27 protein-coding genes are annotated in these 21,598 nt (G+C 45.0%); 21 read left to right on the top strand and 6 right to left on the bottom strand.

Annotated features, from left to right (window positions below; genetic code table 11):
• The first annotated feature begins 25 nt into the window (after positions 1 to 25).
• From BN1938_RS02775 to BN1938_RS02715, 13 genes are all read left to right on the top strand, one after another.
• Entirely contained in the window at positions 26 to 514 is a 489-nt protein-coding gene (locus tag BN1938_RS02775; RefSeq protein WP_050639136.1) for a deoxycytidylate deaminase, read from the top strand.
• A gap of 140 nt (positions 515 to 654) precedes the next feature.
• Positions 655 to 867 carry a pro-sigmaK processing inhibitor BofA family protein gene (locus tag BN1938_RS02770; protein WP_009004566.1) on the top strand — a complete coding sequence of 71 codons (213 nt, stop codon included), beginning with the start codon at positions 655 to 657 and terminating at the stop codon, positions 865 to 867.
• A gap of 238 nt (positions 868 to 1,105) precedes the next feature.
• Positions 1,106 to 2,035 carry a P-loop NTPase family protein gene (locus BN1938_RS02765; RefSeq protein ID WP_050639135.1) on the top strand — a complete coding sequence of 310 codons (930 nt, stop codon included), beginning with the start codon at positions 1,106 to 1,108 and terminating at the stop codon, positions 2,033 to 2,035.
• Positions 2,036 to 2,079: 44 nt separating this feature from the next.
• On the top strand, positions 2,080 to 3,243 hold the full coding sequence (locus BN1938_RS02760; protein WP_330581535.1) for a TadA family conjugal transfer-associated ATPase: 1,164 nt from the start codon (positions 2,080 to 2,082) through the stop codon (positions 3,241 to 3,243).
• 43 nt (positions 3,244 to 3,286) lie between these two features.
• On the top strand, positions 3,287 to 3,949 hold the full coding sequence (locus BN1938_RS02755) for a type II secretion system F family protein (RefSeq protein WP_242843792.1): 663 nt from the start codon (positions 3,287 to 3,289) through the stop codon (positions 3,947 to 3,949).
• Between the two features lie 3 nt (positions 3,950 to 3,952).
• Positions 3,953 to 5,185, top strand: coding sequence for an immunoglobulin-like domain-containing protein (locus BN1938_RS02750; protein WP_050639134.1), 1,233 nt, complete (start codon positions 3,953 to 3,955; stop codon positions 5,183 to 5,185).
• Positions 5,186 to 5,198: 13 nt separating this feature from the next.
• Positions 5,199 to 5,399 carry a Flp1 family type IVb pilin gene (locus BN1938_RS02745; protein WP_050639133.1) on the top strand — a complete coding sequence of 67 codons (201 nt, stop codon included), beginning with the start codon at positions 5,199 to 5,201 and terminating at the stop codon, positions 5,397 to 5,399.
• Complete coding sequence (locus BN1938_RS02740) at positions 5,399 to 6,769, top strand: DUF5702 domain-containing protein (protein WP_050639132.1); 1,371 nt, start codon at positions 5,399 to 5,401, stop codon at positions 6,767 to 6,769. Before BN1938_RS02745 ends, BN1938_RS02740 begins: the two co-directional genes overlap by 1 nt.
• 108 nt (positions 6,770 to 6,877) lie before the next feature.
• Positions 6,878 to 7,675, top strand: a complete 798-nt coding sequence (locus tag BN1938_RS02735) for a hypothetical protein (RefSeq protein WP_050639131.1) — start codon at positions 6,878 to 6,880, stop codon at positions 7,673 to 7,675.
• A complete protein-coding gene (locus tag BN1938_RS02730) occupies positions 7,663 to 8,091 on the top strand; it encodes a prepilin peptidase (RefSeq protein ID WP_050639130.1) in 429 nt (142 codons plus the stop codon). The genes BN1938_RS02735 and BN1938_RS02730 overlap by 13 nt, the downstream gene beginning before the upstream one ends.
• Before the next feature lie 8 nt (positions 8,092 to 8,099).
• Positions 8,100 to 8,528 carry a TadE/TadG family type IV pilus assembly protein gene (locus BN1938_RS02725; RefSeq protein WP_050639129.1) on the top strand — a complete coding sequence of 143 codons (429 nt, stop codon included), beginning with the start codon at positions 8,100 to 8,102 and terminating at the stop codon, positions 8,526 to 8,528.
• 6 nt (positions 8,529 to 8,534) lie between these two features.
• Positions 8,535 to 9,317, top strand: coding sequence for a DUF6382 domain-containing protein (locus BN1938_RS02720; RefSeq protein ID WP_050639128.1), 783 nt, complete (start codon positions 8,535 to 8,537; stop codon positions 9,315 to 9,317).
• 167 nt (positions 9,318 to 9,484) lie between these two features.
• Entirely contained in the window at positions 9,485 to 10,096 is a 612-nt protein-coding gene (locus BN1938_RS02715) for a rhomboid family intramembrane serine protease (protein WP_050639127.1), read from the top strand.
• A gap of 15 nt (positions 10,097 to 10,111) precedes the next feature.
• On the opposite strand, the gene BN1938_RS02710 is transcribed toward BN1938_RS02715, so the two are convergent.
• A complete protein-coding gene (locus BN1938_RS02710) occupies positions 10,112 to 10,843 on the bottom strand; it encodes a sensor histidine kinase (RefSeq protein ID WP_050639126.1) in 732 nt (243 codons plus the stop codon).
• A gap of 178 nt (positions 10,844 to 11,021) precedes the next feature.
• On the opposite strand from BN1938_RS02710, the gene BN1938_RS02705 reads away from it, so the two are divergent.
• Positions 11,022 to 11,429, top strand: a complete 408-nt coding sequence (locus BN1938_RS02705; RefSeq protein ID WP_050639125.1) for an HIT family protein — start codon at positions 11,022 to 11,024, stop codon at positions 11,427 to 11,429.
• 15 nt (positions 11,430 to 11,444) lie between these two features.
• Positions 11,445 to 11,990 carry an RNA polymerase sigma factor gene (locus BN1938_RS02700; protein ID WP_050639124.1) on the top strand — a complete coding sequence of 182 codons (546 nt, stop codon included), beginning with the start codon at positions 11,445 to 11,447 and terminating at the stop codon, positions 11,988 to 11,990.
• 54 nt (positions 11,991 to 12,044) lie between these two features.
• On the opposite strand, the gene BN1938_RS02695 is transcribed toward BN1938_RS02700, so the two are convergent.
• A complete protein-coding gene (locus tag BN1938_RS02695) occupies positions 12,045 to 13,112 on the bottom strand; it encodes an undecaprenyldiphospho-muramoylpentapeptide beta-N-acetylglucosaminyltransferase (RefSeq protein ID WP_050639123.1) in 1,068 nt (355 codons plus the stop codon).
• A gap of 152 nt (positions 13,113 to 13,264) precedes the next feature.
• Between BN1938_RS02695 and BN1938_RS02690 the strand changes: the two genes are divergently transcribed.
• Positions 13,265 to 14,269 (top strand): DUF4367 domain-containing protein, encoded by a 1,005-nt coding sequence (locus BN1938_RS02690; RefSeq protein WP_050639122.1) that lies wholly within the window; start codon positions 13,265 to 13,267, stop codon positions 14,267 to 14,269.
• Between the two features lie 61 nt (positions 14,270 to 14,330).
• Positions 14,331 to 14,834: a hypothetical protein gene (locus BN1938_RS02685; protein WP_050639121.1), complete on the top strand. Its 504-nt coding sequence runs from the start codon at positions 14,331 to 14,333 to the stop codon at positions 14,832 to 14,834.
• A 228-nt stretch (positions 14,835 to 15,062) separates the two neighbouring features.
• On the opposite strand, the gene BN1938_RS02680 is transcribed toward BN1938_RS02685, so the two are convergent.
• Positions 15,063 to 15,305: a TIGR03905 family TSCPD domain-containing protein gene (locus BN1938_RS02680; protein ID WP_025653757.1), complete on the bottom strand. Its 243-nt coding sequence runs from the start codon at positions 15,303 to 15,305 to the stop codon at positions 15,063 to 15,065.
• Between the two features lie 417 nt (positions 15,306 to 15,722).
• On the opposite strand from BN1938_RS02680, the gene BN1938_RS02675 reads away from it, so the two are divergent.
• The 4 genes from BN1938_RS02675 (at position 15,723) to BN1938_RS02660 (ending at position 19,750) form a co-directional block, all read left to right on the top strand.
• Entirely contained in the window at positions 15,723 to 16,493 is a 771-nt protein-coding gene (locus BN1938_RS02675; protein WP_050639120.1) for a hypothetical protein, read from the top strand.
• A gap of 64 nt (positions 16,494 to 16,557) precedes the next feature.
• Positions 16,558 to 17,907, top strand: coding sequence for a glucose-6-phosphate isomerase (locus BN1938_RS02670; protein ID WP_050639119.1), 1,350 nt, complete (start codon positions 16,558 to 16,560; stop codon positions 17,905 to 17,907).
• Between the two features lie 306 nt (positions 17,908 to 18,213).
• Positions 18,214 to 19,023, top strand: a complete 810-nt coding sequence (locus tag BN1938_RS02665; RefSeq protein WP_050639118.1) for a C-type lectin domain-containing protein — start codon at positions 18,214 to 18,216, stop codon at positions 19,021 to 19,023.
• Between the two features lie 160 nt (positions 19,024 to 19,183).
• Entirely contained in the window at positions 19,184 to 19,750 is a 567-nt protein-coding gene (locus tag BN1938_RS02660) for an FHA domain-containing protein (RefSeq protein ID WP_050639117.1), read from the top strand.
• 98 nt (positions 19,751 to 19,848) lie between these two features.
• Here the strand turns inward: BN1938_RS02660 and BN1938_RS02655 are convergent, their stop codons facing one another.
• The 3 genes from BN1938_RS02655 to BN1938_RS02645 form a co-directional block, all read right to left on the bottom strand.
• Positions 19,849 to 20,175, bottom strand: a complete 327-nt coding sequence (locus tag BN1938_RS02655; RefSeq protein ID WP_050639116.1) for a type II toxin-antitoxin system RelE/ParE family toxin — start codon at positions 20,173 to 20,175, stop codon at positions 19,849 to 19,851.
• The gene (locus BN1938_RS02650; protein ID WP_050639115.1) at positions 20,172 to 20,477 is read right to left on the bottom strand and encodes a type II toxin-antitoxin system RelB/DinJ family antitoxin; all 306 of its coding nucleotides are present in this window, start codon (positions 20,475 to 20,477) and stop codon (positions 20,172 to 20,174) included. The genes BN1938_RS02655 and BN1938_RS02650 overlap by 4 nt, the downstream gene beginning before the upstream one ends.
• A gap of 230 nt (positions 20,478 to 20,707) precedes the next feature.
• Complete coding sequence (locus tag BN1938_RS02645) at positions 20,708 to 21,319, bottom strand: RpiB/LacA/LacB family sugar-phosphate isomerase (RefSeq protein ID WP_242843791.1); 612 nt, start codon at positions 21,317 to 21,319, stop codon at positions 20,708 to 20,710.
• Positions 21,320 to 21,598 lie beyond the last annotated feature (279 nt).

Raw genomic sequence — 21,598 nt, 5'->3', positions numbered from 1 at the left:
GCAAAAACGAAAGGAGAGGACAGATATGTCTGACAAAAGAAAGGATTATCTTTCCTGGGATGAATACTTTATGGGGGTGGCAATGCTTTCGGGCATGCGTTCCAAAGATCCGAATACGCAGGTAGGATGCTGTATTGTCAGTCAGGATAATAAGATATTGTCCATGGGATACAATGGGTTTCCGATCGGATGTTCAGACGACGAATTTCCTTGGGCAAGAGAAGGGGATGATCCCCTGGAGACAAAGTACGTATATTCTACGCACAGCGAGTTAAATGCCATCCTGAATTACAATGGCGGCAGCCTGGCGGGGGCCAAGCTGTATGTCTCCCTTTTTCCGTGCAATGAATGTGCAAAAGCGATCATTCAGTCCGGGATAAAGGAAGTCATCTATGACTGCGACAAATACGCCGATACTCCCGGTGTGCTGGCTTCCAAGCGGATGATGGACGCGGCGGGGGTGCGGTACCACCAATACCATAGGACCAGCCGCGAGGTGAAGATTAAGCTGTAGACAGGCTCCGGAGAATTGTCCCCATGTTACCCCCCGGGTCGTGCAGAACGTATTATTTTACGGACTGCGCGGCGCGGGGGAATATTTTGTCACGGATTTGAATAGGATATCATATATGCTGATCCGGAGGATGTGTGAGTATGGAAGGAAATAAATGGGGGAATATGGTTGTGAACTTTGTGATCCGTGCTATTTTGGGCATGGGGCTGATTTATTTTATTAATCAATATCTGCTCCCTGGGGATAATGCTTTGAATGTGGGGCTGAATGCAGTGTCCTTTTTGACAACCGGAAGCCTTGGTATTCCTGGCGTGTGTCTGCTTTATGGAATTTTGTTCTATCAAAATTTGTGAGGTTTTCACAAAAAGTAATTTATTTGAAAAGAAGTATGGACATTTTAAAAATCTGTGTTTATAATACGATTCACACAGCAGTTGTTCGAGCTGCTGTCATCATTCAGGCGCCGGATCGTGGTGCCGGATGTATCTAGGGTTGGGACGATGAACTAACCATCATGTAAGAATCATGCTGCATATTCGCAGCGGTATTTTCAAACGTTGTTGTATTAAAAATGAAAAAAGGAGGGACAAGTTGCATCCAAAGAATTTTGTAATCTGGGATGCGGAGCAGGAGTACGCAAAGAATCTTATGCAGGCCGTAAGCTCTCACAGGGAGCTGGGGTTTCAGATGCATCTTTTTCAAGACACAGAGCATCTGGAGGCATTTTCACAGCAGAAACAAGTCCACATCCTGCTGCTGGGGGAAGACTGCCCGCCCGAACAGAGGCAGCAGATGAACGCTGACAGGCGTTATGTATTGATTAAGGGGGAAGACAGCGGGCTTCTTCCGGATGAAAGAGGGATCTTTAAGTATCAATCTGCAGATAGGATCCTCAGCCTTATCCTGGAGGAGGCTTTGGACGGTGAGGTAATGCAGGGGAGATACAAAGGCAGAGGAGAGGGTCAGCTGATTGGTGTTTATTCTCCGGTGCACCGGATTGGAAAGACTAAGTATGCGCTGGAGCTTGGCAGGGAACTCTCCAAAGAAGGGCCGGTTCTGTACCTGAATCTGGAGGAGTATTCCGGGACAAGCTATTACTTTCCGGAGGAAACGGAACATAACCTGACGGATCTTTTGTATTATCTGAGGCAGGATAAGGCGAATATAGGACTGAGAATAAGCGCCATGGCCGGCAGGTCGGGAGCGCTGGATTATATTTCCCCAATGCCGGTTATACAGGATCTGAGGGCGGTTGAAGAGGCAGAGTGGCTCAGACTGTTTGAAGCCCTTTTTGATCAGTCCATTTATAAATCCGTGATCCTGGATCTGGGGGACGGTGTAAATGGTCTGTACCGCATACTGAGGGAATGCCGCACAGTTTATACGTTGTATACGGATGAGCCGGTCTCTTTGGCAAAGCTGAAGCAGTATTTTGAGAACCTGAGGCGGACGGGCTATGAGGATGTGCTGGAACATACCATACAGAAACGGGTCGGGAGAAAGGCTGGTGAGGAGGCATAGAGCAGTTAGAACAGTTATACGACAGAGTGCTGCAAGAGATGGATATGGGCAGGGAGATGGAGGACGATGAACTGCTGGATCTCATACACTCCGTACTTAACCAGGCGGGAGGAGAAACTTACATACCACTGCAGGAAAAAATTAAGCTGAGCAGAGAACTGTTTCATGCATTCAGAAAGCTGGATATTCTTCAGGATTTGATCGAGGACGATGATATTACGGAGATTATGATCAACGGCACAGATCATATTTTTCTGGAGAAAGGAGGACAGATATTCGAATCGGACAGGCACTTCCTTTCTCCGGAAAAGCTGGAGGATGTCATACAGCAGATTGTATCCGGAACGAACCGGTATGTGAATGAAGCTTCTCCCATCGTTGACGCAAGGCTGGCGGACGGGTCCCGTGTAAATGTGGTATTAAAACCCGTAGCGCTGAACGGTCCCATCATGACGATCCGGAAGTTTCCGAAGGAAAAGGTGACGATGGAGCAGCTCATTGCGTGGGGCAGCATAAGCAGTGAGGCGGTGGAGTTTTTAAAGCTCCTGGTGCGTTCCAAATACAACATATTCGTCAGCGGGGGTACCGGGGCTGGAAAGACCACATTTCTGAACGCCCTGTCCGATTATATACCAAAAGATGAGCGTCTGATCACCATTGAGGACAATGCGGAGCTGCAGATTAAAGGCGTGCCCAATCTGGTCAGGCTGGAAGCAAGGAATGCCAATCTGGAGGGATCCGGGGCGGTGACCATCCGGGATCTGATCAAGTCGGCACTGCGGATGCGTCCGGACAGAATCCTGGTCGGAGAGGTCCGGGGGGAGGAAACCGTGGATATGATTTCCTCGGCCATGCTGAATGGGCACAGCGGTTCTATGTCCACCGGCCACGCGAATAATTGTGTGGATATGCTGCACCGGCTGGAGACGATGATGATGATGGGGATTGATATGCCTTTTACCGCAATTCAGCGCCAGGTGGCTTCGGCCCTTGATATTATTATTCACCTGGGACGGCTGAGGGATCGAAGCAGAAAAGTATTGGAGATAGCAGAAGTATTGGGCTATGAAGATGGTGAGGTAAAGATACAGACACTTTTTGCGTATCAGGAGGAGGGATCAGAAGATGGCAAAGTTAAAGGACGGCTTGTGAAAGTGGAAGAGCTTGTCAATCGGGAAAAGCTGCTGGCAGCAGGATATACGCTGTAAGGAATATATACAGGCATTGATAAAGGGGATTTTACTCCTGTGCATGACTGCATATCTTTTCTACGATACGTGGATTGCGGCGCTGGCGCTTCTGCCCGCCTTATATGTCTATCTTCTCTGCTGGAAGTCCAGACAATGCCGGAAAAAAGAGCAGGAATTCAGGGAACAGTTCCGGGTTAGTATCCAAACCATGGCCTCGGCCCTTAACGTAGGGTATTCCGTGGAGAATGCGGTGCGCGAGACTGCCCGGGATCTGAAGCCGTTGTTTCGGAAGGATAGCAGAATACGGAAAGAATTTGAGCGGATGATCCATCAGCTGGATATGAACCAGCCGGTTGAACAGGTCATGAATGATCTGGCGGCCAGGGTCAGCCAGGAGGATGTAGAGAACTTCGTAACGGTATTTGCTGCGGCGAAGCGGACCGGAGGGGACAGCATAGCGATACTCAAAAGCGCGGTCAGAGATATCAGTGATAAGATCGAAGCGGAAAAGGAGATACAGACGCTTCTGGCTTCTAAAAAGCTGGAATTTCAGGTGATGTGTATCATACCATTTGGGATTCTGTTTTATATGAGATTGGCTTTTCCGGATTTTATGAAGGTGCTTTACGGAAATCTGGCGGGAGCCGCCCTAATGACGGGTTGTCTGCTAATATATGCGGCCGCTTACCGGATGGGGGAAAAGCTGGTGGATATAGAGGTGTAGATTATGAAGAAGCGAAATACAGTGTATGGAAGAATGGGAATTATCTTTTTGGCTGCAAGCGCAATATCACTCCTGATGCTGGCTGCAGACAGCCGCAGGAGGCCGGAGAAAAATGCAGAAGGAAAAAGCGTACTTGCCCGTGGCGGCCACGGTGAGGGACGTAAAAAGGTGGAACTGGAGGCCCGGGTAGACGGAGATAAGGCGCCGTTGATTGTACAGGTCGAAGAGCAGCAGTATCAGAAAGAGGAACTTCCGGAGATATTCGAGAAGGCCGGAGAACGTCTGGAAAAGGCTGTGCTGGGGGAAAATGAGAACCTGGATGAAGTCAGGCATGATCTGACACTGGTGGATCAGGTGCCGGATATGGGAATCAATGTGTCGTGGGAATCCGGAAATTATGAAATCGTTAATCTGCTGGGGGAGCTGCAGCAGGAACATCTGCAGGAAGAAGGTACGTTGGTTGAGCTGCGTGCGGTTCTTACGTATGGCGGGGAGGAGGCTGTACATACCTTTTACGTAAATGTCTTTCCCCCCAGGTTAAACGAAAAAGAACAAAAGATGCAAAAAGTGCAGAAGGCACTGCGGGAGGCAGAGTTGGCCGCCCCGGAAGAAAAATATCTGATTCTGCCGGGCAGCGTGGATGGGAGTAAAATAACATGGAAATATCCGGGAGAGTCCCGGGCAGCCGGACTATTCGTTCTGGGAATCGTAGCGGCAGCGGCAGTCTTTTTTCTGGACAGGCAGAAACAGAAACAGATAGTGGAGGAGCGGAAGAAACAGTTGTCCACAGACTACCCACAGCTGATCAGCCAGTTTACCCTTTTCCTGGGAGCGGGCATGAGCGCTCGCAAAGCATGGTTCAAGATGGTAGAAGAGTATGAAAAAAGAAGGGAGAGAAAAGGTTCCCGGATTGCCTATGAGGAAATGTCCTATACAATGCACGAGATTCAGGGCGGCGTCACAGAAGGTGAATGCTATGAAAGGTTTGGCAGCAGGTGCGGTCTGCCGGCGTATCGAAGGTTCGGCGCACTCCTGTCACAAAACCTGCGGAAAGGGGGCAGGGGGATGAATGAACTGCTCAAAAGGGAAGCGGCGGATGCGCTGGAAGACAGAAAAAAACAGGCCAGGAGGCTGGGGGAAGAAGCAGGAACAAAGATGCTGGGGCCGATGTTCCTGATGCTGGCGGTCGTACTGATTATCATTGTGGTTCCGGCATTTTTTACTATACAGATCTGAGAGGAGGAAGCAGATGAAGGGATTTGTACGGAGATTAAAACAGAGGCTGAGCAGGGGAAAGGCAGTTTTATGTGATTCTACGGGGCTTTCTGTAGTAGAGCTGATTTTAATATTGGTGGTAATTATAGCTTTAGTTTTGATATTTAAAACACAGCTGATCAGCCTGGTGAACTCAATTTTTGAGAAAATAACAAGTGAAAGCTCGGGTATTTAATGGGGAAGCGGGGTGAGATAACGGCATTTTTGAGCCTTATTTTTGTTCTTCTTATCTCATTTATCACAGCGATTCTGGAGAGTACGTCTATTCAGGTGGCCAAAAATCTGAAACGTCTGGATACCGACCGCGCTGTGTTCTCTGTATTTGGCGAGTATAGCAGAGAACTTCTGGAAGAATATGAGATTCTGGCAATTGATGGAAGCTATGGCACGGATTCTTATGAAGAGAAATATCTGACAGACCGTATGCACTACTATGGCACAAGCGGTATGGAACATGATATCCAGGGGATTCAGTACCTGACTGACAGAAACGGAAGCGCATTCAAAGAGCAGGCGCTTGCCTACATGGAAGAGACATACGGAATAGCCGCCATACGTGAATTGGCTGGGCGGACTGGCATATGGGAGGAACAAAAAATGCAGGGAGAAGAAGCAGACAGGCAGGATTCGGAGATCAATACGGAACTGGAAGAGATCTTGGCAGACAGCGGCAATGCGCTGTCCGGTGAGGAGAATCCCCTGCCGCATGTAGCCGAATTGAAAAAATCAGGAATTCTCCGGCTTGTACTGCCGCAGGATTACCAAATCTCAGACAGGCAGATTGCTCCGGAGGAACAGCCAAGTGGAAGGAATCTGATATATGGCAGGGGCAGCTTCTATACAAGGCAGGGGATGGAAGGCGCAGAAGAGCGGCTGCTGTTTCATGAATATTTGATCAAAAAGTTTGGCAACGCGGTAAATGAAGTGAGTGCAAAACGCAGTCTGGGATATGAATTGGAATACATACTTTCAGGCTGTGCCTCGGACAGGGAGAACCTGGAAGCAGTCGTGAAGAAACTTCTTGGAATCCGGTTTGGGATTAATTATCTTTATCTGCAGACAGATACTGCAAAGCAGGCAGAGGCAGAGGCGCTGGCGCTGAGTCTTTCGACGCTTGCAGCGCTTCCGGCTGTATCAGGAATTGTGAAACAGGCGCTCCTTGCAGCCTGGGCATTTGGAGAGAGCCTGATGGATCTGCGTTCTTTAATGGCGGGGAAAAAAGCTGCCCTGGTGAAAAACAACACGAACTGGCAGCTGTCGCTCTCTTCGCTTATGACGCTGGGAACGGGGGAGGATATGCAGGAGGGCGCGGATGCCGAGGGAGGGATCTCCTATACCGATTACCTCAGAATCCTTCTTTTTTTAAAAGAGGAGGACGTTTTGGTTATGAAGGCGCTGGACCGTGTTGAACAAAACATGAGAACTGAAAAGGGAGATTTGTCTTTCTGTGCAGACGCCTGTATCGTCCGGCTGAGAGTCCAGAATAAAGCAGTCATTCGTGAGGGGCTGACCTACCAGTTTCCGCTATATTTTGGATACAGATAAAATTTTGAACCCAATGCAGATGCCCTTTCTTCAAACCCTGCCGGCGCATCCCTTCCGGCAGGTAAATATATCCCAATTGAAAAAAATATAAAGAAAGGAAAAACTGCGATGACACAATCAAATGAAAACCCACCCAACTCGAACAAAGAAAGGGCATCTGCATTGGGTTCAAAAGCAAGCGTAACTATAGAAGCGGCACTGGCGGTTCCCGTATTTTTATTCGCGGTATTGAGCCTGGTCTATTTGCTGGAAATACAATCTGTAAGGACATGTATCCGAAGCGCTGTGCAGAGCGCAGCTAAGACAGCCGCAGAGGATACGGTTATGCTGCCTGTGGTGAATCTGGTCAAATTCCGGCAGGATATCGTAGAAGCCGCAGGAGCTGACCGCCTGGACCGGAGCATTCTGGCAGGAGGCAGTTCCGGGCTGAACTTAAGCAGGACATATATGTCTGTACTTACGGGGGAGATTCATGTCTCTGTGGAATATGCCGTAAGGCTTCCCCTCCCGCAATTTACGAATTTGAAAGCAAAGTTCAGAGAAGAAATGAGGGTAAAGGCCTGGACCGGTTATTCTAAAAGGGATGGAAATTCCGACGGAGAGGAGATTGTATATATCACGGATACGGCTTTGGTTTTTCACGAGGACTATCAATGTACATATCTGCAGCTGTCTGTCCGGTTTGTGCCGTACTCAGGACTTTCCGGAATCCGCAACGAGGACGGCGGCAGGTATTACAGATGTGAAAAATGCGTACATGGTGATGCTTTTGCCGGAGTTTATATTACGAATACAGGAGGAAAGTATCACAATTCATTAAGCTGCAGTGGACTCAAAAGAACCATACATGCAGTAAAAAAGTCAGAAGTTGGCCTGAAAGGAGGATGCAGCAGATGCTCGAAGTAAGCAGAATAGGATGCGGTGTATACTTATGCATCTTGTCAATTATAGATATTTGGACCAGAAGGATTCCTCTGTGGTTTCTTGCGGCGGGAGGGGCTGCGGCTGCCGCTGCCCGTATCTGCCAGACGGGGCCTCTTGATTTTTCCGCACTGGCAGGCGCTGTTACAGGGGCAGTATTTATAGTGGTGAGCAGGGTAACAAGGGAAGGTTTTGGATATGGGGACAGCCTGCTGATACTTATTCTGGGGGTATATTTAGGCTTCTGGAATCTGCTGGGTGTCTTGTCCGGTGCTTTCCTCTTCTCGGCGCTGTTTGCAGCCGCCCTTTTGTTATATAAAGGATTTGACAGAAAGGCGGGATATCCGTTTATTCCGTTTTTGCTGGTGTCCTATTTTCTATGGATGTGTGGCGTACAATGAGACTTAAAATGGAAGACGTAATAAAGAAGAAAAGAGAGATGAATGGAAGTGTGACAGTGGAAATGGCATATATTCTTCCGATTGTAATTTTTGTGATTATTTTTACAATATATATCGTATTCTACTGGCATGACAAAAACATATTGCTGGGGGCGGCAGCGGAAACGGCGGTGCTGGCGGCCCAGTCGGACAGGCAGCAGGGAGGCAAAGAACCAGATCTGCAGAGTTTTTACCAGGAGCGCACTGCGGGAAAGCTGATCTGGCTGAGGCTGACAGACGTTGAAGTTGAGCTGGATAAAACCCGGGCCAGAGTTACGGCCCGTGCAGGTAGGGGCAGGATGCGTGTACAGGCAGTGCAGATCACCAGGATACCGGAACCGGAGAAAAAGATAAGAAAGAAAAGACACTTAGAGTCTTTGGCAGACCAGGAGGAATAGACAATTATGAAGACAGGTTATGAAAAAGAACTGAACAGGGTAAGCCTGCACATAGATATCCCACGTTTGTATGAGGAGGATTATCAGATACATATGCTTCGGGAAAATAAAATACCCGGCCTGCTCGAAATAACAGGGTGTGGAATGGATGGGAAGAGCAGATACAGTTACACGGTGACGGGGTTATTGTCGATGAAATCGTTATTTGAAGCATCTGTAATTAAAAAGGAAGATATGCTGGGATTTGTGAACCGGCTGATGGAAGTGGTTAAGGCCCTCCGGCGTTTTATGCTGAATCCGGACGGACTCTTACTCTACCCGGAATTTATATTTTATGGTGAAAATACATGGTATTTCTGTTATCTGCCGGGCCGAAAAAAGTCCCTCTGTGAGGCTTTCCATGTAATAACCGAATATTTTGTCCGGAAGCTTGATTATGAGGATACGGAAGGCATTATGCTGGCTTATGAGCTTCATAAAGCAACGCTGCAGGAGAATTATGATCTTGAGAAAATAATGGATGAATACAGGATTCACGAAGAAAAAAGGCGCGGGCCAGAACCTGAAAATGCGGATACCCAAAAGGACGGGGAGCAGCTGTCCCCGGAAAACCTGTTTTCTCTTGAGGAAGAAGAATATGAACCGGTTGCCGATGTGGAGACAATCCGGGAGATGGGAGGGCATTGGAGCCCATGGAAGAAAACTGCAGACCGTTTAAAAAAGACAAAATGGGGCAGCTGGAAGGACCTGATTCTGGAAACAGACGGGAAGGAAGAAGAGGATATGTGAGGTTATAAAATCTAAAACAATAAATAAAGGATACATGGTAATATACAAAAGCATCTCATTCGGAGTAAAAAATTGACAATTTCGTATCAGGTGCTTGATTCTTTCATAGACAGAAGCGCAGAGAGCTATTATAATATAGAAGAGCAGTTAAGAAAAGGAGAACCATCTTGGAGAGAAATCAAAAAGCAGTGTGCACCACCGCATTGATCGTAATTAATATTGGAGTATTTCTGGTGCTTTCTGTTCTGGGAGCTACGGAAGATACGCTGTTTATGCTGGAGCATGGGGCTATGTACGGGCCTTATGTTGTGGAAGGGCATCAGTATTACCGGATCTTTACCTGTTTGTTCCTGCATTTTGGTATCGAACATCTGCTGAACAATATGGTACTGCTGGGAGCACTCGGCTGGAACCTGGAGCTGGAGACCGGCCGGATCAAGTTTCTGATTATTTATTTTATATCAGGGCTTGGGGGGAATCTGCTTTCATTGTGGATGAATATGAGTACAGATAAGGTGGTGGTATCGGCAGGGGCCTCAGGAGCCATATTCGGTCTCATGGGAGCGCTGCTGTGCGTAGTCTTGAAAAATCATGGAAGAGTGGGAAGGCTGACAAACCGTGGACTTTTGGTTATGGTAGTCCTGAGCCTGTATTTTGGCTTTACAAGCTCAGGAGTAGATAATGCGGCCCATGTTGGCGGTCTTGTCTGCGGGTTTGTGATGGCGGCGGTTCTGTACCGCAGGCAGCGTGGCGCGGCTGGTACAGTATTCTATGATTAATTCAGCAATACTGTACTATATGGGAAGAATGATTGTAAACGTGGTACCTTCGTCCACTTTGGAGTCTACCGATATGGAACCACCATGGGATTCGATGATTCGTTTGGACAGTGACAGCCCAAGGCCTGTCCCACCCTCTTTGTAGGTTTTAAACGGTTCAAAGATGTAGTCTATGATTTCTTCCGCAATACCGCATCCGGTATCCTTGCATTGAATTGTCAGAGCGTCATTATGACGGCTGGCCGAAAAATGAATACGGCCTTCACCTGTTATGGATTCTTTTGCATTTCGAAGAAGGTTTAAGAAAACCTCTTCCAGCTTGACCTTGTCACCAGTGTAATCGCCCAGACCGGTAGGAATAGAGGATGTGAATTCGATATCGGAATCTTCGCTGTCAATAGAAATCGCAAATGAGACGGCAATGTTCTTTAGGAGACGTTCGATAGAAAAGACAGAATAGTGCAGAGTATCGCCATTATTAAAAGTAGAAAGCTCGTTTAACAACTGACACATAAATTCTACATCATCGATCGTCTGACGCCAGTGTGGAAAATCACGTACTTCAGGATGCTGGATTTCCATAACCTGTAAGGACGAGGAAACAAGTGTCAGAGGATTTCGTATTTCATGAGCAATTGCGGACACCGTTTCATGATGATTTTCTAACAGCTGACTAATGATCTGTTTTGCATCATGGTTTTCCTCCATGAGAGTGTTCATTTTATTGATGTCAACATTATGTAACATATTTTATGCCCTCCTTATAGTACGTTATATTTGTAGTCTAGCACGATGGTGGGCAGTGTTCAACAAAATCAGATTGACAAGTTTCGACAGAATAATGCTGATAAAAGAGCTTCTCATTTAGCTGAAAATGGGATATACTAAAGTTAAAACATTCTAAAAGAAGAAATGAGGAAAAGCTATGAAAGACGAAAATTGCATTTTTTGTAAGCTGGCATCGGGTGAAATTCCATCAGCAACGCTGTATGAAGACGATGACTTTCGTGTGATTTTAGACCTGAATCCTGCGTCCAGGGGACATGCTCTGATTATACCGAAGGAACATTATCGGAATCTGTATGACCTGGATGATAAGCTTGCAGCTAAGGTATTGGTTCTGGCTAAAAAGATGGTACTTAAGCTCAAAGACGTGTTAGGGTGTGACGGCTATAACATTGTTCAGAACAATGAGGAGCCCGCAGGCCAGACAGTATTTCATTTTCATATGCATATGATTCCTAGATATGAAGGCGATAAAGTAGGATTGGGCTGGAAGATGGGCGAACTTTCAGATGAGGACAAAGAAGAAATACTAAGTAAAGTGATTTAATAACCGGGGATAAAAATGTTGACTGATAATCGTGAGTTTGATGAGATCTATGAAGATTATAAGAATCTCGTTTTAAAAGCAGCATATACATATTCGGGCAATTACGATGTGGCAGAAGATATTACTCTGAATACGTTTCTCCAACTATATATTTATTACAACCACATGAATCACAGTAATATTAAATCGTGGTTGTATACGACTGCTAAGAACTACGCACTAAATTATAACAAGAAGGCCAGTCGGGAGATACTTGGAGAAGATTTTACAGAGGAAGACTTTGTTCGGGAAACTGTAGAGAGTGCTGAAGAAACGTTTATGGAAGAGTTGAAAGATTTAGATCGTTCCGAACTTCACGAGCGTATCTTTGAAGCACTGCTTGAGAAAAATCCCAGATGGTACGAGGCGATTACGCTGGTATATTATCTGGAAATACCACAGGCAAAAGTTGCTGAACAAATGGGAGTCCGTGTTGAAGTGCTGCATAGTGTATTGCACAGAGCCAAAAGCTGGATAAAGAAAGAGTTTGGTGTAGAATATGACGAATTGAACCGAGTATAAGAAAACAGGTGTCTTTACGCCACCTGTTTTCCTGGTTGTGTTGCAATCCGACAATTACTTTAAACTTATCTCTTCTACAAGTCCTATAATTGTATCAATGGAATCCTGTTGTCTGGAATCCCGCATAGCGTCCATATAAGAATTGCGGTTATCGTAAAGCCTCCGGACAGCTTCGAGGAGAGACTCTTTTGTAAGCTCCTCTTCTTCAAGGACCATACTAAAGCCCTGCCGTTCAAATGAGCGGGCATTTAGAATCTGGTCGCCGCGGCTGGCATTGGCCGAGAGCGGGATCAAAAGATTCGGCTTTCTAAGTGCTAACAGCTCGCAGATTGCATTTGCACCGGCCCTTGAAATAACGATATCTGCCAGGGCGAATATATCCCGAAGTTCATTTTTGATATATTCAAACTGTGCGTAGCCTCTCAGGCCATTAAGGGAATGATCTACTTTGCCTTTGCCGCAGAGGTGAACGATCTGGAAATGTTCCAGAAGCTCAGGGAGAGCAAGACGTACTGCATTGTTGACGGCTACTGAGCCAAGGCTTCCTCCGATTACAAGGATGACGGGTTTATCCGCCGCGAAGCCGCATAGATCCAGTGCAGCAATTTTGTTGCCTGACAGCAGCTCCTGCCGGATCGGGGAACCGGTAAGGATAGACTTTTCCGACGGAAGAGACTCCAGAGTCTCTGGAAAATTACAGCAGACTTTGGTTGCCGACGGGATGGCTAGCTTGTTGGCAAGTCCCGGTGTCATATCGGACTCGTGGATAATGGTCGGTACCTTGCATCGCTTGCCGGCCAGTACAACGGGAACAGATACGAACCCACCTTTGGAAAAGATTACATCAGGTTCCAATTCCTTTATAATGGAATGAGCCTCCCCAAAGCCTTTTATTACTCGAAAAGGATCTGTGAAGTTTTGAACGCTGAAATAGCGCCGCAGCTTTCCGGAAGAAATACCATGATAAGGGATACCAAAAGGCTCTATGAGTTCCTTTTCAATCCCTTTGTAAGATCCTATGTATTGAATATCGTAACCCAGTTCCCTCAGTCGGGGAATCAGTGCAATATTGGGGGTGACATGCCCGGCAGTTCCACCACCGGTGAGTATGATTCTTTTCATAATGAAAAACCTCCAGATTTGAAATGTTCATATTATGCTTAAAAATGTAAAAGTTATACTTGCATATAACCGATAAAACACATATAATTTCATATTAAACTTATTTAGTAAAAAGTCAAGAAAAAGTATTAGCCAAAATAAGGGGAATAAGCATGAAACAAAACAAAAAATTATCACTGCAAGAAGAAGTGGAGAATGCAGCTGGGAGGGTGGAAAGGGAAATAGCGGAAAATCCTGATCTTAAAGATATCCAGGTATCTGACAGGATGGAAGCAGCACTTCTGGCTGAAATTCAGGCATACGAGAAGAGACGTGGACAAGAGCACAGCACTGGAGAAGATACAGCAGAATTTGGGGAGGAACTTGCACCAAATTTTACCGAACGTACAAAAGATAATCCGGAAATTTTTCTTTCAGAAGAAGACAGAGAAGCATTACGCCTTGGCAGAGAACTTCTGAAAAAGAAAGAGGACGAGCCAAAGCTGTTTGAAGTCAATACAGAATACCACAAACACCTTAACAGTGATGAGAAGGAGGCGAAGAAAAACAAAGGCAGGAAAACCAGCGTATTTCGTATGCCGCGTGGAAGGCGGTTTATTATTGCTTTTGCGGCGGTACTTGTTTTGGTGGTTGGAACGAGTGTGACTAGCGTGGGGAGTAAGTCATATTTGAAAATATTTTGGGAGAAGATTCATGGTGGACAGGCAATGGAAGTTATGAATGTTGAAGACATGGATACACAGGATTCTGAAGATGGTGAGGAAGTTACCGCATATAGAGAAATTAGGGAGAGACTGGGAGTTGTGGCAGTAAGACTGGGCAGTAAGCCTAAAGATATGTACTTATCAGAATATACTATAGATGAAGAGCAGAAAAGAGCACAACTATTTTATTCCTATAATGATGAGATTATACGTTATTCTATATATTTAAATAACCAAGATTCATCACTGAGTCAAAAAGAGGAAGATACGCTAATAGATAACTTTGTAATTGAAAACCATCAACAAAACATTGATATAAAAAAATATAAAAAATCAAATAAGTATAGATTTGTAGCTAAATTTGATTATCAAGGGGTTTACTATCAAGTTAAAGGAGTTATGGAAGAAGACGAATTTCTAGGATTAATAGAAAATTTAATATTTTTTGATTAAAAGCGTAAGTTTTAATACATTCAATTGTTTATTTAATAGAACACATAAGAGGATGATAAGGATGAGAAAAAGAATATATGCTACATTATCTACATTGTTATTAGTTATAAGTATTTGTATAATATCTGCAACGAATGTTAGAGCTTCAGAAGATAAGGTTATAAAAGTTGACGGTTCATATCTAACTACGCTAGATACTTCAACAGGCACTACTAATGGAAGTATTGTGACAAGAGGCGAACATTTGATGGATGGGGAGTGTTCCATAACAAAGTCTGGCGTTGGTAGAATATACGTCTATGCGGCTACAACAGCAGATCATGTAGTTGATTATATTTCAACAGTTATTTATGTTGATCAGTATAATCAAGAAACGGGTAAGTGGGATCAAATAGACTGCTGGCAGGTAGAGGACCGAAATACATATTATGTAAGTACTAACAAAATGATGATGGTGGATCGCGGATACTATTATAGAGTCCATGCAGATCATGTGGCAGGAATGACAGCGGAAAAGCCATATGACGAAGCAACCTCACTTACTGACGGTATTTACGTAAATTAATACTAACTTTACCGCACCTCACCCCCTCTCTTTGAGCAATTGAAGCAGCTGTCAAGTGTACCGCATACAGGAGAAACTATTAACCATTAATTGATTATAGAAAAGACCTGTACCGAGAAAACACCACAAATTTTTTTATGCGCGCCGCATGACAGCTGCTTCAATTGCTCAAGGAGGGGGATCTTTTATTATATGGTCCATGTACTAAACATAGAAAAAGCAATCGGATTATCTTCCGGTTGCTTTTTTTAATGCAAGTGCGAGTTGATCGGGACAGGATGTACTTTTGAAACCACAGCGGATACCTTCTATTCTGGAGATAGCCTCATCCACATCCATGCCTTCTATCAGGCGGGCTATGCCCTGCAGATTGCCGGCGCACCCCCCAACAAAGGCTACGTTCCTTACCTTATTGTCTTCGATATCGAAGTTAATCATTTGCGAACAGACTCCGCTTGTTTTATACTGCATGTTTTTATCCTCCTGCAAATAATGATTTTTACCTGGTATCGGGGGTGCTCTGGCGGCACTATAACCCGTATTTTACCAGTGTTGAACAGCTATGATGATTATAACAAAATGATTGGGAAATTGCCAGTACATTTTCGTGTGCCAATTTTCGAGTTTTTCCCCGATTAAATGACAGGAGTTTTCTTAAGGCAGAGAATGCACTGTGAAGATAAATGATGTGTTAAATTGAAGGATTGAGGCCGTTCTTAAATTCTATGTTTCTTAACCCTGAGATATTCCTGTTTTTCCTTAAAACTACTCTGAAATGGCGAATTATGTAGAACGGTTTTTGCGGCAAGTACGGGAAAGTTGGGCTATAATAGGCTCACACCAAAAAATGGTAGTTGTGGCACAACCATAAAAACAGGAGGTCTTATTATGTTTAAAAATGTAGCAGCCGACACGAACGTAATCTTCTATCTGATGATTGCGGTGGGTGTCATCGGGGTACTGGCCAAGCTCGTGAACCAGGTTACCCTCCGCCGTCTGGTAAAGGCGTCAGGCAATATGTCAAAGAGCACACACAAACTGATGAAGCTCGTGCGGGCAAAATATGAGCACGCGTGTATGATACACGATAAGGTAGACAATGTGGGAGCCTTTGTGGAGAAGTACATATATGAATACCGGGGATTTCTTTTTAAAGTACATACGTGGAGACAATTGGAAATACAGAGTATTTGGTTTTCCGGAATCCTGGCGGCGCTGGGAGCGGCAGGGCACTATCTGGCACATGGGCTGTGTGAGGCGATGTACCAGTACATTGCATTAGGGGCGGCGGAAATGGTTGCGTTGTTCGTAATCAGTCAGCTGTCCGATGAATCTTATAAAGTAAAAGCAGCAAAGAATTATATGGTTGAATACCTTGAAAATGTCTGCGCTCACCGTTATAAGAAGGTGAAACAGACTGAGAAGGAGAATATAGATGTTATCAGCCCCGAAACTGCGGGGGCATCCAGGGCGGCGGCACAGAGGGAGGAACCTGCACTGTCGATCAATATTGAAGGAGAACCGCGCAGGGTAGAAAAAGGGGAAGCGGCGAGACAGGTGATCCGCCGAACAGTAAAAGAAAAAATGGAGGAAGATGATGAGCAGCCTGCACTAAAAGAAGAGGCAATTCGCCAAATTTTAGAGGAGTTTTTAGCTTGATTAAGGTGGGCATATTTGGTAGAATTAGCTTGTAAAAGACGATATTAGAGAGGAAGGGTAAACAATGGCTAACAAAGTTACATTTGATTATTCAAAAGCAAGTAGTTTTATTCAGGAACATGAGATGGAATATATGAGCGAACTGGCAGCCCAGGCAAAGGACAAGCTTGTTGCAAAGACAGGCGCGGGAAATGATTTCCTTGGATGGATTGACCTTCCGGTTGATTACGATAAAGAAGAATTTGCACGGATCAAGAAAGCGGCAGAGCAGATCCGCAGTGATTCTGAGGTGTTGTTGGTAATCGGAATCGGCGGTTCTTATTTGGGAGCAAGAGCTGCAATTGACTTCCTTGGACATTCATTTGCCAATGTGGTATCCAAAGAACTCAGAAAGTCTCCGGAGATCTACTATGTAGGAAACAGTATCAGCAGTACTTATCTCAAGGATCTGCTTGACGTAGTCGGCGACAGGGATTTCTCCATCAACATGATCTCAAAATCAGGAACTACTACAGAGCCAGCCATTGCCTTCCGTGTATTTAAAGAGATTTTGGAAAATAAATATGGAAAAGAGGGCGCAGCAAAGAGAATATATGCTACGACCGACAAAGCCAGAGGAGCTTTGAAGAATCTTGCTACAGAAGAGGGATATGAGAGCTTTGTAGTGCCGGACGATGTCGGGGGACGTTTCTCCGTACTGACGGCTGTAGGCCTTCTGCCGATCGCAGTGAGCGGCGCAGACATCGATAAACTGATGGAAGGCGCACAGGCAGGAAGAAAAGAAGCTTTGGAAAATGATTTTAAAGATAATGGAGCCCTGCAGTATGCGGCAGTCCGCAATATCCTGCTGAGAAAGGGCAAAGCAATAGAGGTTCTGGCTAATTATGAGCCAAGCCTGCATTATGTATCCGAATGGTGGAAACAGTTATATGGAGAGAGCGAAGGTAAAGACCAGCGGGGCATCTTCCCGGCATCAGTAGATTTGACGACCGATCTGCACTCCATGGGGCAGTTTATCCAGGACGGAAACAGAATATTATTTGAGACAGTTCTGAATGTGGAGACGTCCAGAGAAGAGCTGATCATTAATGAAGAACCGGTTGACCTGGACGGACTGAATTATCTGGCAGGCAAGACCGTAGACTTTATCAATAAAAGTGCTATGAACGGAACGATTCTTGCACACACGGACGGCAACGTGCCGAACCTGATGGTGACAGTTCCGCAGCAGAACGAGTTCTATCTCGGACAGCTGTTCTATTTCTTTGAGTTTGCATGCGGCGTTAGTGGATATTTACTCGGCGTGAATCCATTTAACCAGCCAGGCGTGGAAAGCTATAAAAAGAATATGTTCGCACTTCTGGGCAAACCGGGTTATGAAGAAGAAAGAGAAGAATTATTGAAGAGATTATAAAATAGTATCGCTGCGGGAGCTGCTGAGGCAAAGGACGCGCATACGCAGGATACGGATAGATTGTAGGAAGTTCTAGCAGGACAGAAGCCTTAGAATCAGAGGCTTCTGTCTTTTCTATACATTATTTTGCAGCTTGCTGCAAATTCGCCCCGCAGGGGCATGAAATACGGGGTGCCCTTTGGGTATACATTATTTTGCAGCTTGCTGCAAATCCGCCCTGCAGGGGCATGAAATACGGGATGCCCCTTGGGTATAAGTAACTATTGGGAAAATATTTCAGCATGAAGAAAAAGGAGGAGACATAAGATGAAAAAGCCAAGACACAACGGAAAGATACTGGCGATTGTCATTATCGGGGTTATTGTGGTATTTGCAGCGGGAATAGGGCTGGGGATTGTGACCGGAAAAAAGGTGCAGGACAGCCAGAAGGTAACTTCAAATGATGCCGCAGGGAAGGCGGAACAGGATAAGAATTCAGCGGCACAAAAGGGGGACGCTGTCAACACCGATAAGGATAATGGCACAAAGGATCCCGAAAATAATAATACGGGGGATAATGCAGGGGATCATGCCGGCGAAGGAACTGACAGCTCCAAGGAAAATTCTCAGGATGGAAATGCTGCAGATCAAAATGGAAGCACCTATGATGCTTCTGCTCCTGCCGATGATACGGCAATCCACAGATACGAGTATATAAAAAGCGACTGCACCTGGACAGAGGCGTTCCAGGACTGCTTAAACCGCGGCGGTTATCTAGCCAGAATTAACAGTTCAGAAGAATATGAGTACATACGTAAAGAAATCAGCAAGGCAGGGATGACCAATATCTTTTTCCGGATTGGGGGTAGAAGAGACGGCAATTCCAAAGATTATTATTGGGTGAATGAGAATAATAAGCTGTTTGGGGAGAAGCTGAATTCTGCGGACAGCTGGTGTTCTGACGAATGGAAAAACGGGGAGCCGAGCTTTCAGGACGGCAGCCTGGAAGAACAGTATATGGATTTATTTTTCTATGACGGCGAAAAGCGGTTTGTATGGAATGATGTGCCGGACGATATGCTGGCGGCAGAATCAGCATATTCCGGTTTCCTGGGGTATATCTGCGAATATGAATAGAAACCGGGACGGTAAGAACGGGGAAGTCATTACGTTTCTGTGAATATCCAAAGATAATTTGTTAAACTAATTTCAGGCTCAGGTGATAAAAAATGGCGGATTGGGTTGCCTGGAAGGGAAAAATATAGTACTATAAACTCTTGAAGGAGTGGATATACATATGATGTACTGGATTATTCTGATAGTTTTAGCTGCTTTGATAGCTGTCACTATAATTGTTACCATAGTGACCATAGTAAAAGAGAGAAAAGAATATAGGCATTATGAGCTTGATGAGGCTTATGGCGGTGAAAGTGATGATTATGACGATGATGATTACGATGACAGGCCTCCGGTGAGAAAGAAAAAACAGGCTGCCGGCCAGACGCCTAAGATGCCTCCAGCGGGTGCGGGCAAAAAAAGGCGCTGGAAGATTATTCTGGAGGATCCGGATACGGGAGAGCGTTACAGTTTCGTTTTCTATGACAGTATCGGGATTGGAAGAACGACGAAGGATGTTGCTTTTGAGGAATTTCTTTCCCTGCCCGGTGACAGGAAGATTTCCAAGGTCCACTGTGCGATTGTGAGGAGCAAAGATAAGCTGTTTCTCAGGGATGAAGGTTCTAAGAACCATACGTTCCTGAATGGCAAGAAGGTTCAGAAACCGATCGTGATTCAGAAAGAAGATATTATATCAATGGGAGAAACTGATCTTGAAGTCGTGAAGATTCTCCGGGAAACGAATTAGGTTCAGACATGCTGTGTCCTTAGCATGAGTTTCAGGATTTTTAAACTAAAAACCTTGGGAGCCCTTATATTTAAAGGTCTTCCAAGGTTTTTCTTGTCTTATGTAATTGTTTCGCTTAACTGTCTGCTGACAGCTCTGCCACCATACATAATTCGGACAATGTTTACCGTATTTTGAGGTCCTTCAGGCAAATAGAATACCAGATATTTGTCCACAGGAAAAAATCGGATTCCCTGACAATGCCACGGTTCTTCTTCGTAAAGCTGATGCCGCATGGGCATTTCCTCAAGTGAACGAACCGCCTGCATGATCCGCTGTATCTGTCCGGTTGCTGTTTCCGGCACCAGTAGTTCATAGGCTATATATTCAAAGATGTTACGCAGGTCTTTACGTGCCTGCGCTGTATATACGATATTCCAGCTCATACGTCGAAGTCTCTTTTCATCTCTGCTTCGATGGCATCTGCTGAACAAACTCTGCCCTCTTTTATATCAGCCATGCCTTTTTCCAATTCAGCATCAAACTGCTCTTTGGTGAGAGAACCGTAACTTAGCGGCGCTGTCTGCGGCAGCTTCATTTCAAATGGAATTCCTCTCTGCAAAACCACCTGTCTTAAAAACATACCAACAGCATTGGACATCGGAATCCCTAAACGATCAAGCACCTGTTCCGCCTGCTCTTTGATTTCAGGTTCCACTCGTGCAAATACATTTGCTGTTCTTGCCATATCAATCGCCTCCTTTGCTATAAGTATACCTAATTTGCTTGCGAATCGCAAGCGTTTTGCAAAATATTTACAAGCCGTTTTCAAACACATTATCAAATGAGAAGAAAGCCACGGTCATCATATACAGAACCGCCAGTATTTCCACCGCTTCGAATGGCCCCGTCAATGGCACGTATGTTTCACAGGCAGGGCAGAAGCATCTTCCGGTCCGTTTAAAAAATACAGTATACTTACGCTTTAAAAGCCGGATTTTCAGTGTTCATTACGTCCGGCAGCTCCACCTCATATAAATGTTCCAGCCTGAATTTATTTGCTTTATATTTTTCATAGTCGAATGCTTCCAGTTCTTCTACGGCAAGTTTATGAAATTCATAGAAGTTTGGCCACCATTCATATCCAGTGCCAAGATCATTGGACAGGAAAGCCTCGGCAATCTCTACTCCCAGTTGAGGAGCAATGTAAAAGCCTCCCATTGCCAGCACATTGCAGTTATTTCCAGTAATACAGCGAATAGCGGCAGGGAGGGATTCCACGACAGCTGCATGTACATGAGGACATTTGGATGCAGCAATATGGATACCCATACCAGTTCCGCAGAAGATCAGCGCCCGCTCGTATTCGCCTTCCGAAATCTTTGAACCAACACGAAACCCGATACGCTGGAACATATTGTCAGGCGTGTTGTCATTCTCATTTTTAACACCCAGATCTTCTATCTCCCATCCTTTTGCACGTAAATGTTTACAAATCGTATCCTTAAGAGGATAACCGGCAAAATCTGCACCTACAACCAGCTTTTTATCTTTTATTGTTTTCATATTTGGGTTTTTAACAATTTTCATTGTGAATGTCTCCTTCTATTATGTGTAATGAAATTCTAAATACAAATAGCGTTAACGACAACACATCTTTTTTTAAGTATTGCATTTGTATCAGGAAAAGTCAACTAAAAATGCATGGAAATTAAAAGTTATTTATTTTTTGTGCAAAAATGCCAAAAATACCTGGGCTTTAATAGCATAAAAAGTAGTTGATATAGATAATTATATCCAAAGATTATATAGGATATTGACTTTTTTTGTATGTGATTATAGAATTAAGTCAACAAAAGCGTTAACGAC

This window comes from Eubacterium sp. SB2 (genome assembly GCF_001244405.1).
Taxonomy (GTDB): Bacteria; Bacillota; Clostridia; order Lachnospirales; family Lachnospiraceae; genus Faecalicatena; species Faecalicatena contortus_B.
The sequence above is the reverse complement of the archived record's forward strand: the minus strand, read 5'-3'. Positions and strand labels throughout refer to the sequence as shown.

Excerpts from the sequence above, each read along its gene's own strand:
- BN1938_RS02775 (WP_050639136.1), top strand. The coding sequence starts at position 26 with ATGTCTGACAAAAGAAAGGATTATCTTTCCTGGGATGAATACTTTATG.
- BN1938_RS02770 (WP_009004566.1), top strand. The coding sequence starts at position 655 with ATGGAAGGAAATAAATGGGGGAATATGGTTGTGAACTTTGTGATCCGT.
- BN1938_RS02760 (WP_330581535.1), top strand. The coding sequence starts at position 2,080 with ATGGGCAGGGAGATGGAGGACGATGAACTGCTGGATCTCATACACTCC.
- BN1938_RS02755 (WP_242843792.1), top strand. The coding sequence starts at position 3,287 with ATGACTGCATATCTTTTCTACGATACGTGGATTGCGGCGCTGGCGCTT.
- BN1938_RS02750 (WP_050639134.1), top strand. The coding sequence starts at position 3,953 with ATGAAGAAGCGAAATACAGTGTATGGAAGAATGGGAATTATCTTTTTG.
- BN1938_RS02745 (WP_050639133.1), top strand. The coding sequence starts at position 5,199 with ATGAAGGGATTTGTACGGAGATTAAAACAGAGGCTGAGCAGGGGAAAG.
- BN1938_RS02740 (WP_050639132.1), top strand. The coding sequence starts at position 5,399 with ATGGGGAAGCGGGGTGAGATAACGGCATTTTTGAGCCTTATTTTTGTT.
- BN1938_RS02735 (WP_050639131.1), top strand. The coding sequence starts at position 6,878 with ATGACACAATCAAATGAAAACCCACCCAACTCGAACAAAGAAAGGGCA.
- BN1938_RS02730 (WP_050639130.1), top strand. The coding sequence starts at position 7,663 with ATGCTCGAAGTAAGCAGAATAGGATGCGGTGTATACTTATGCATCTTG.
- BN1938_RS02725 (WP_050639129.1), top strand. The coding sequence starts at position 8,100 with ATGGAAGACGTAATAAAGAAGAAAAGAGAGATGAATGGAAGTGTGACA.
- BN1938_RS02720 (WP_050639128.1), top strand. The coding sequence starts at position 8,535 with ATGAAGACAGGTTATGAAAAAGAACTGAACAGGGTAAGCCTGCACATA.
- BN1938_RS02710 (WP_050639126.1), bottom strand. The coding sequence starts at position 10,843 with ATGTTACATAATGTTGACATCAATAAAATGAACACTCTCATGGAGGAA.
- BN1938_RS02705 (WP_050639125.1), top strand. The coding sequence starts at position 11,022 with ATGAAAGACGAAAATTGCATTTTTTGTAAGCTGGCATCGGGTGAAATT.
- BN1938_RS02700 (WP_050639124.1), top strand. The coding sequence starts at position 11,445 with ATGTTGACTGATAATCGTGAGTTTGATGAGATCTATGAAGATTATAAG.
- BN1938_RS02695 (WP_050639123.1), bottom strand. The coding sequence starts at position 13,112 with ATGAAAAGAATCATACTCACCGGTGGTGGAACTGCCGGGCATGTCACC.
- BN1938_RS02690 (WP_050639122.1), top strand. The coding sequence starts at position 13,265 with ATGAAACAAAACAAAAAATTATCACTGCAAGAAGAAGTGGAGAATGCA.
- BN1938_RS02685 (WP_050639121.1), top strand. The coding sequence starts at position 14,331 with ATGAGAAAAAGAATATATGCTACATTATCTACATTGTTATTAGTTATA.
- BN1938_RS02680 (WP_025653757.1), bottom strand. The coding sequence starts at position 15,305 with ATGCAGTATAAAACAAGCGGAGTCTGTTCGCAAATGATTAACTTCGAT.
- BN1938_RS02675 (WP_050639120.1), top strand. The coding sequence starts at position 15,723 with ATGTTTAAAAATGTAGCAGCCGACACGAACGTAATCTTCTATCTGATG.
- BN1938_RS02670 (WP_050639119.1), top strand. The coding sequence starts at position 16,558 with ATGGCTAACAAAGTTACATTTGATTATTCAAAAGCAAGTAGTTTTATT.
- BN1938_RS02665 (WP_050639118.1), top strand. The coding sequence starts at position 18,214 with ATGAAAAAGCCAAGACACAACGGAAAGATACTGGCGATTGTCATTATC.
- BN1938_RS02660 (WP_050639117.1), top strand. The coding sequence starts at position 19,184 with ATGATGTACTGGATTATTCTGATAGTTTTAGCTGCTTTGATAGCTGTC.
- BN1938_RS02655 (WP_050639116.1), bottom strand. The coding sequence starts at position 20,175 with ATGAGCTGGAATATCGTATATACAGCGCAGGCACGTAAAGACCTGCGT.
- BN1938_RS02650 (WP_050639115.1), bottom strand. The coding sequence starts at position 20,477 with ATGGCAAGAACAGCAAATGTATTTGCACGAGTGGAACCTGAAATCAAA.
- BN1938_RS02645 (WP_242843791.1), bottom strand. The coding sequence starts at position 21,319 with ATGAAAATTGTTAAAAACCCAAATATGAAAACAATAAAAGATAAAAAG.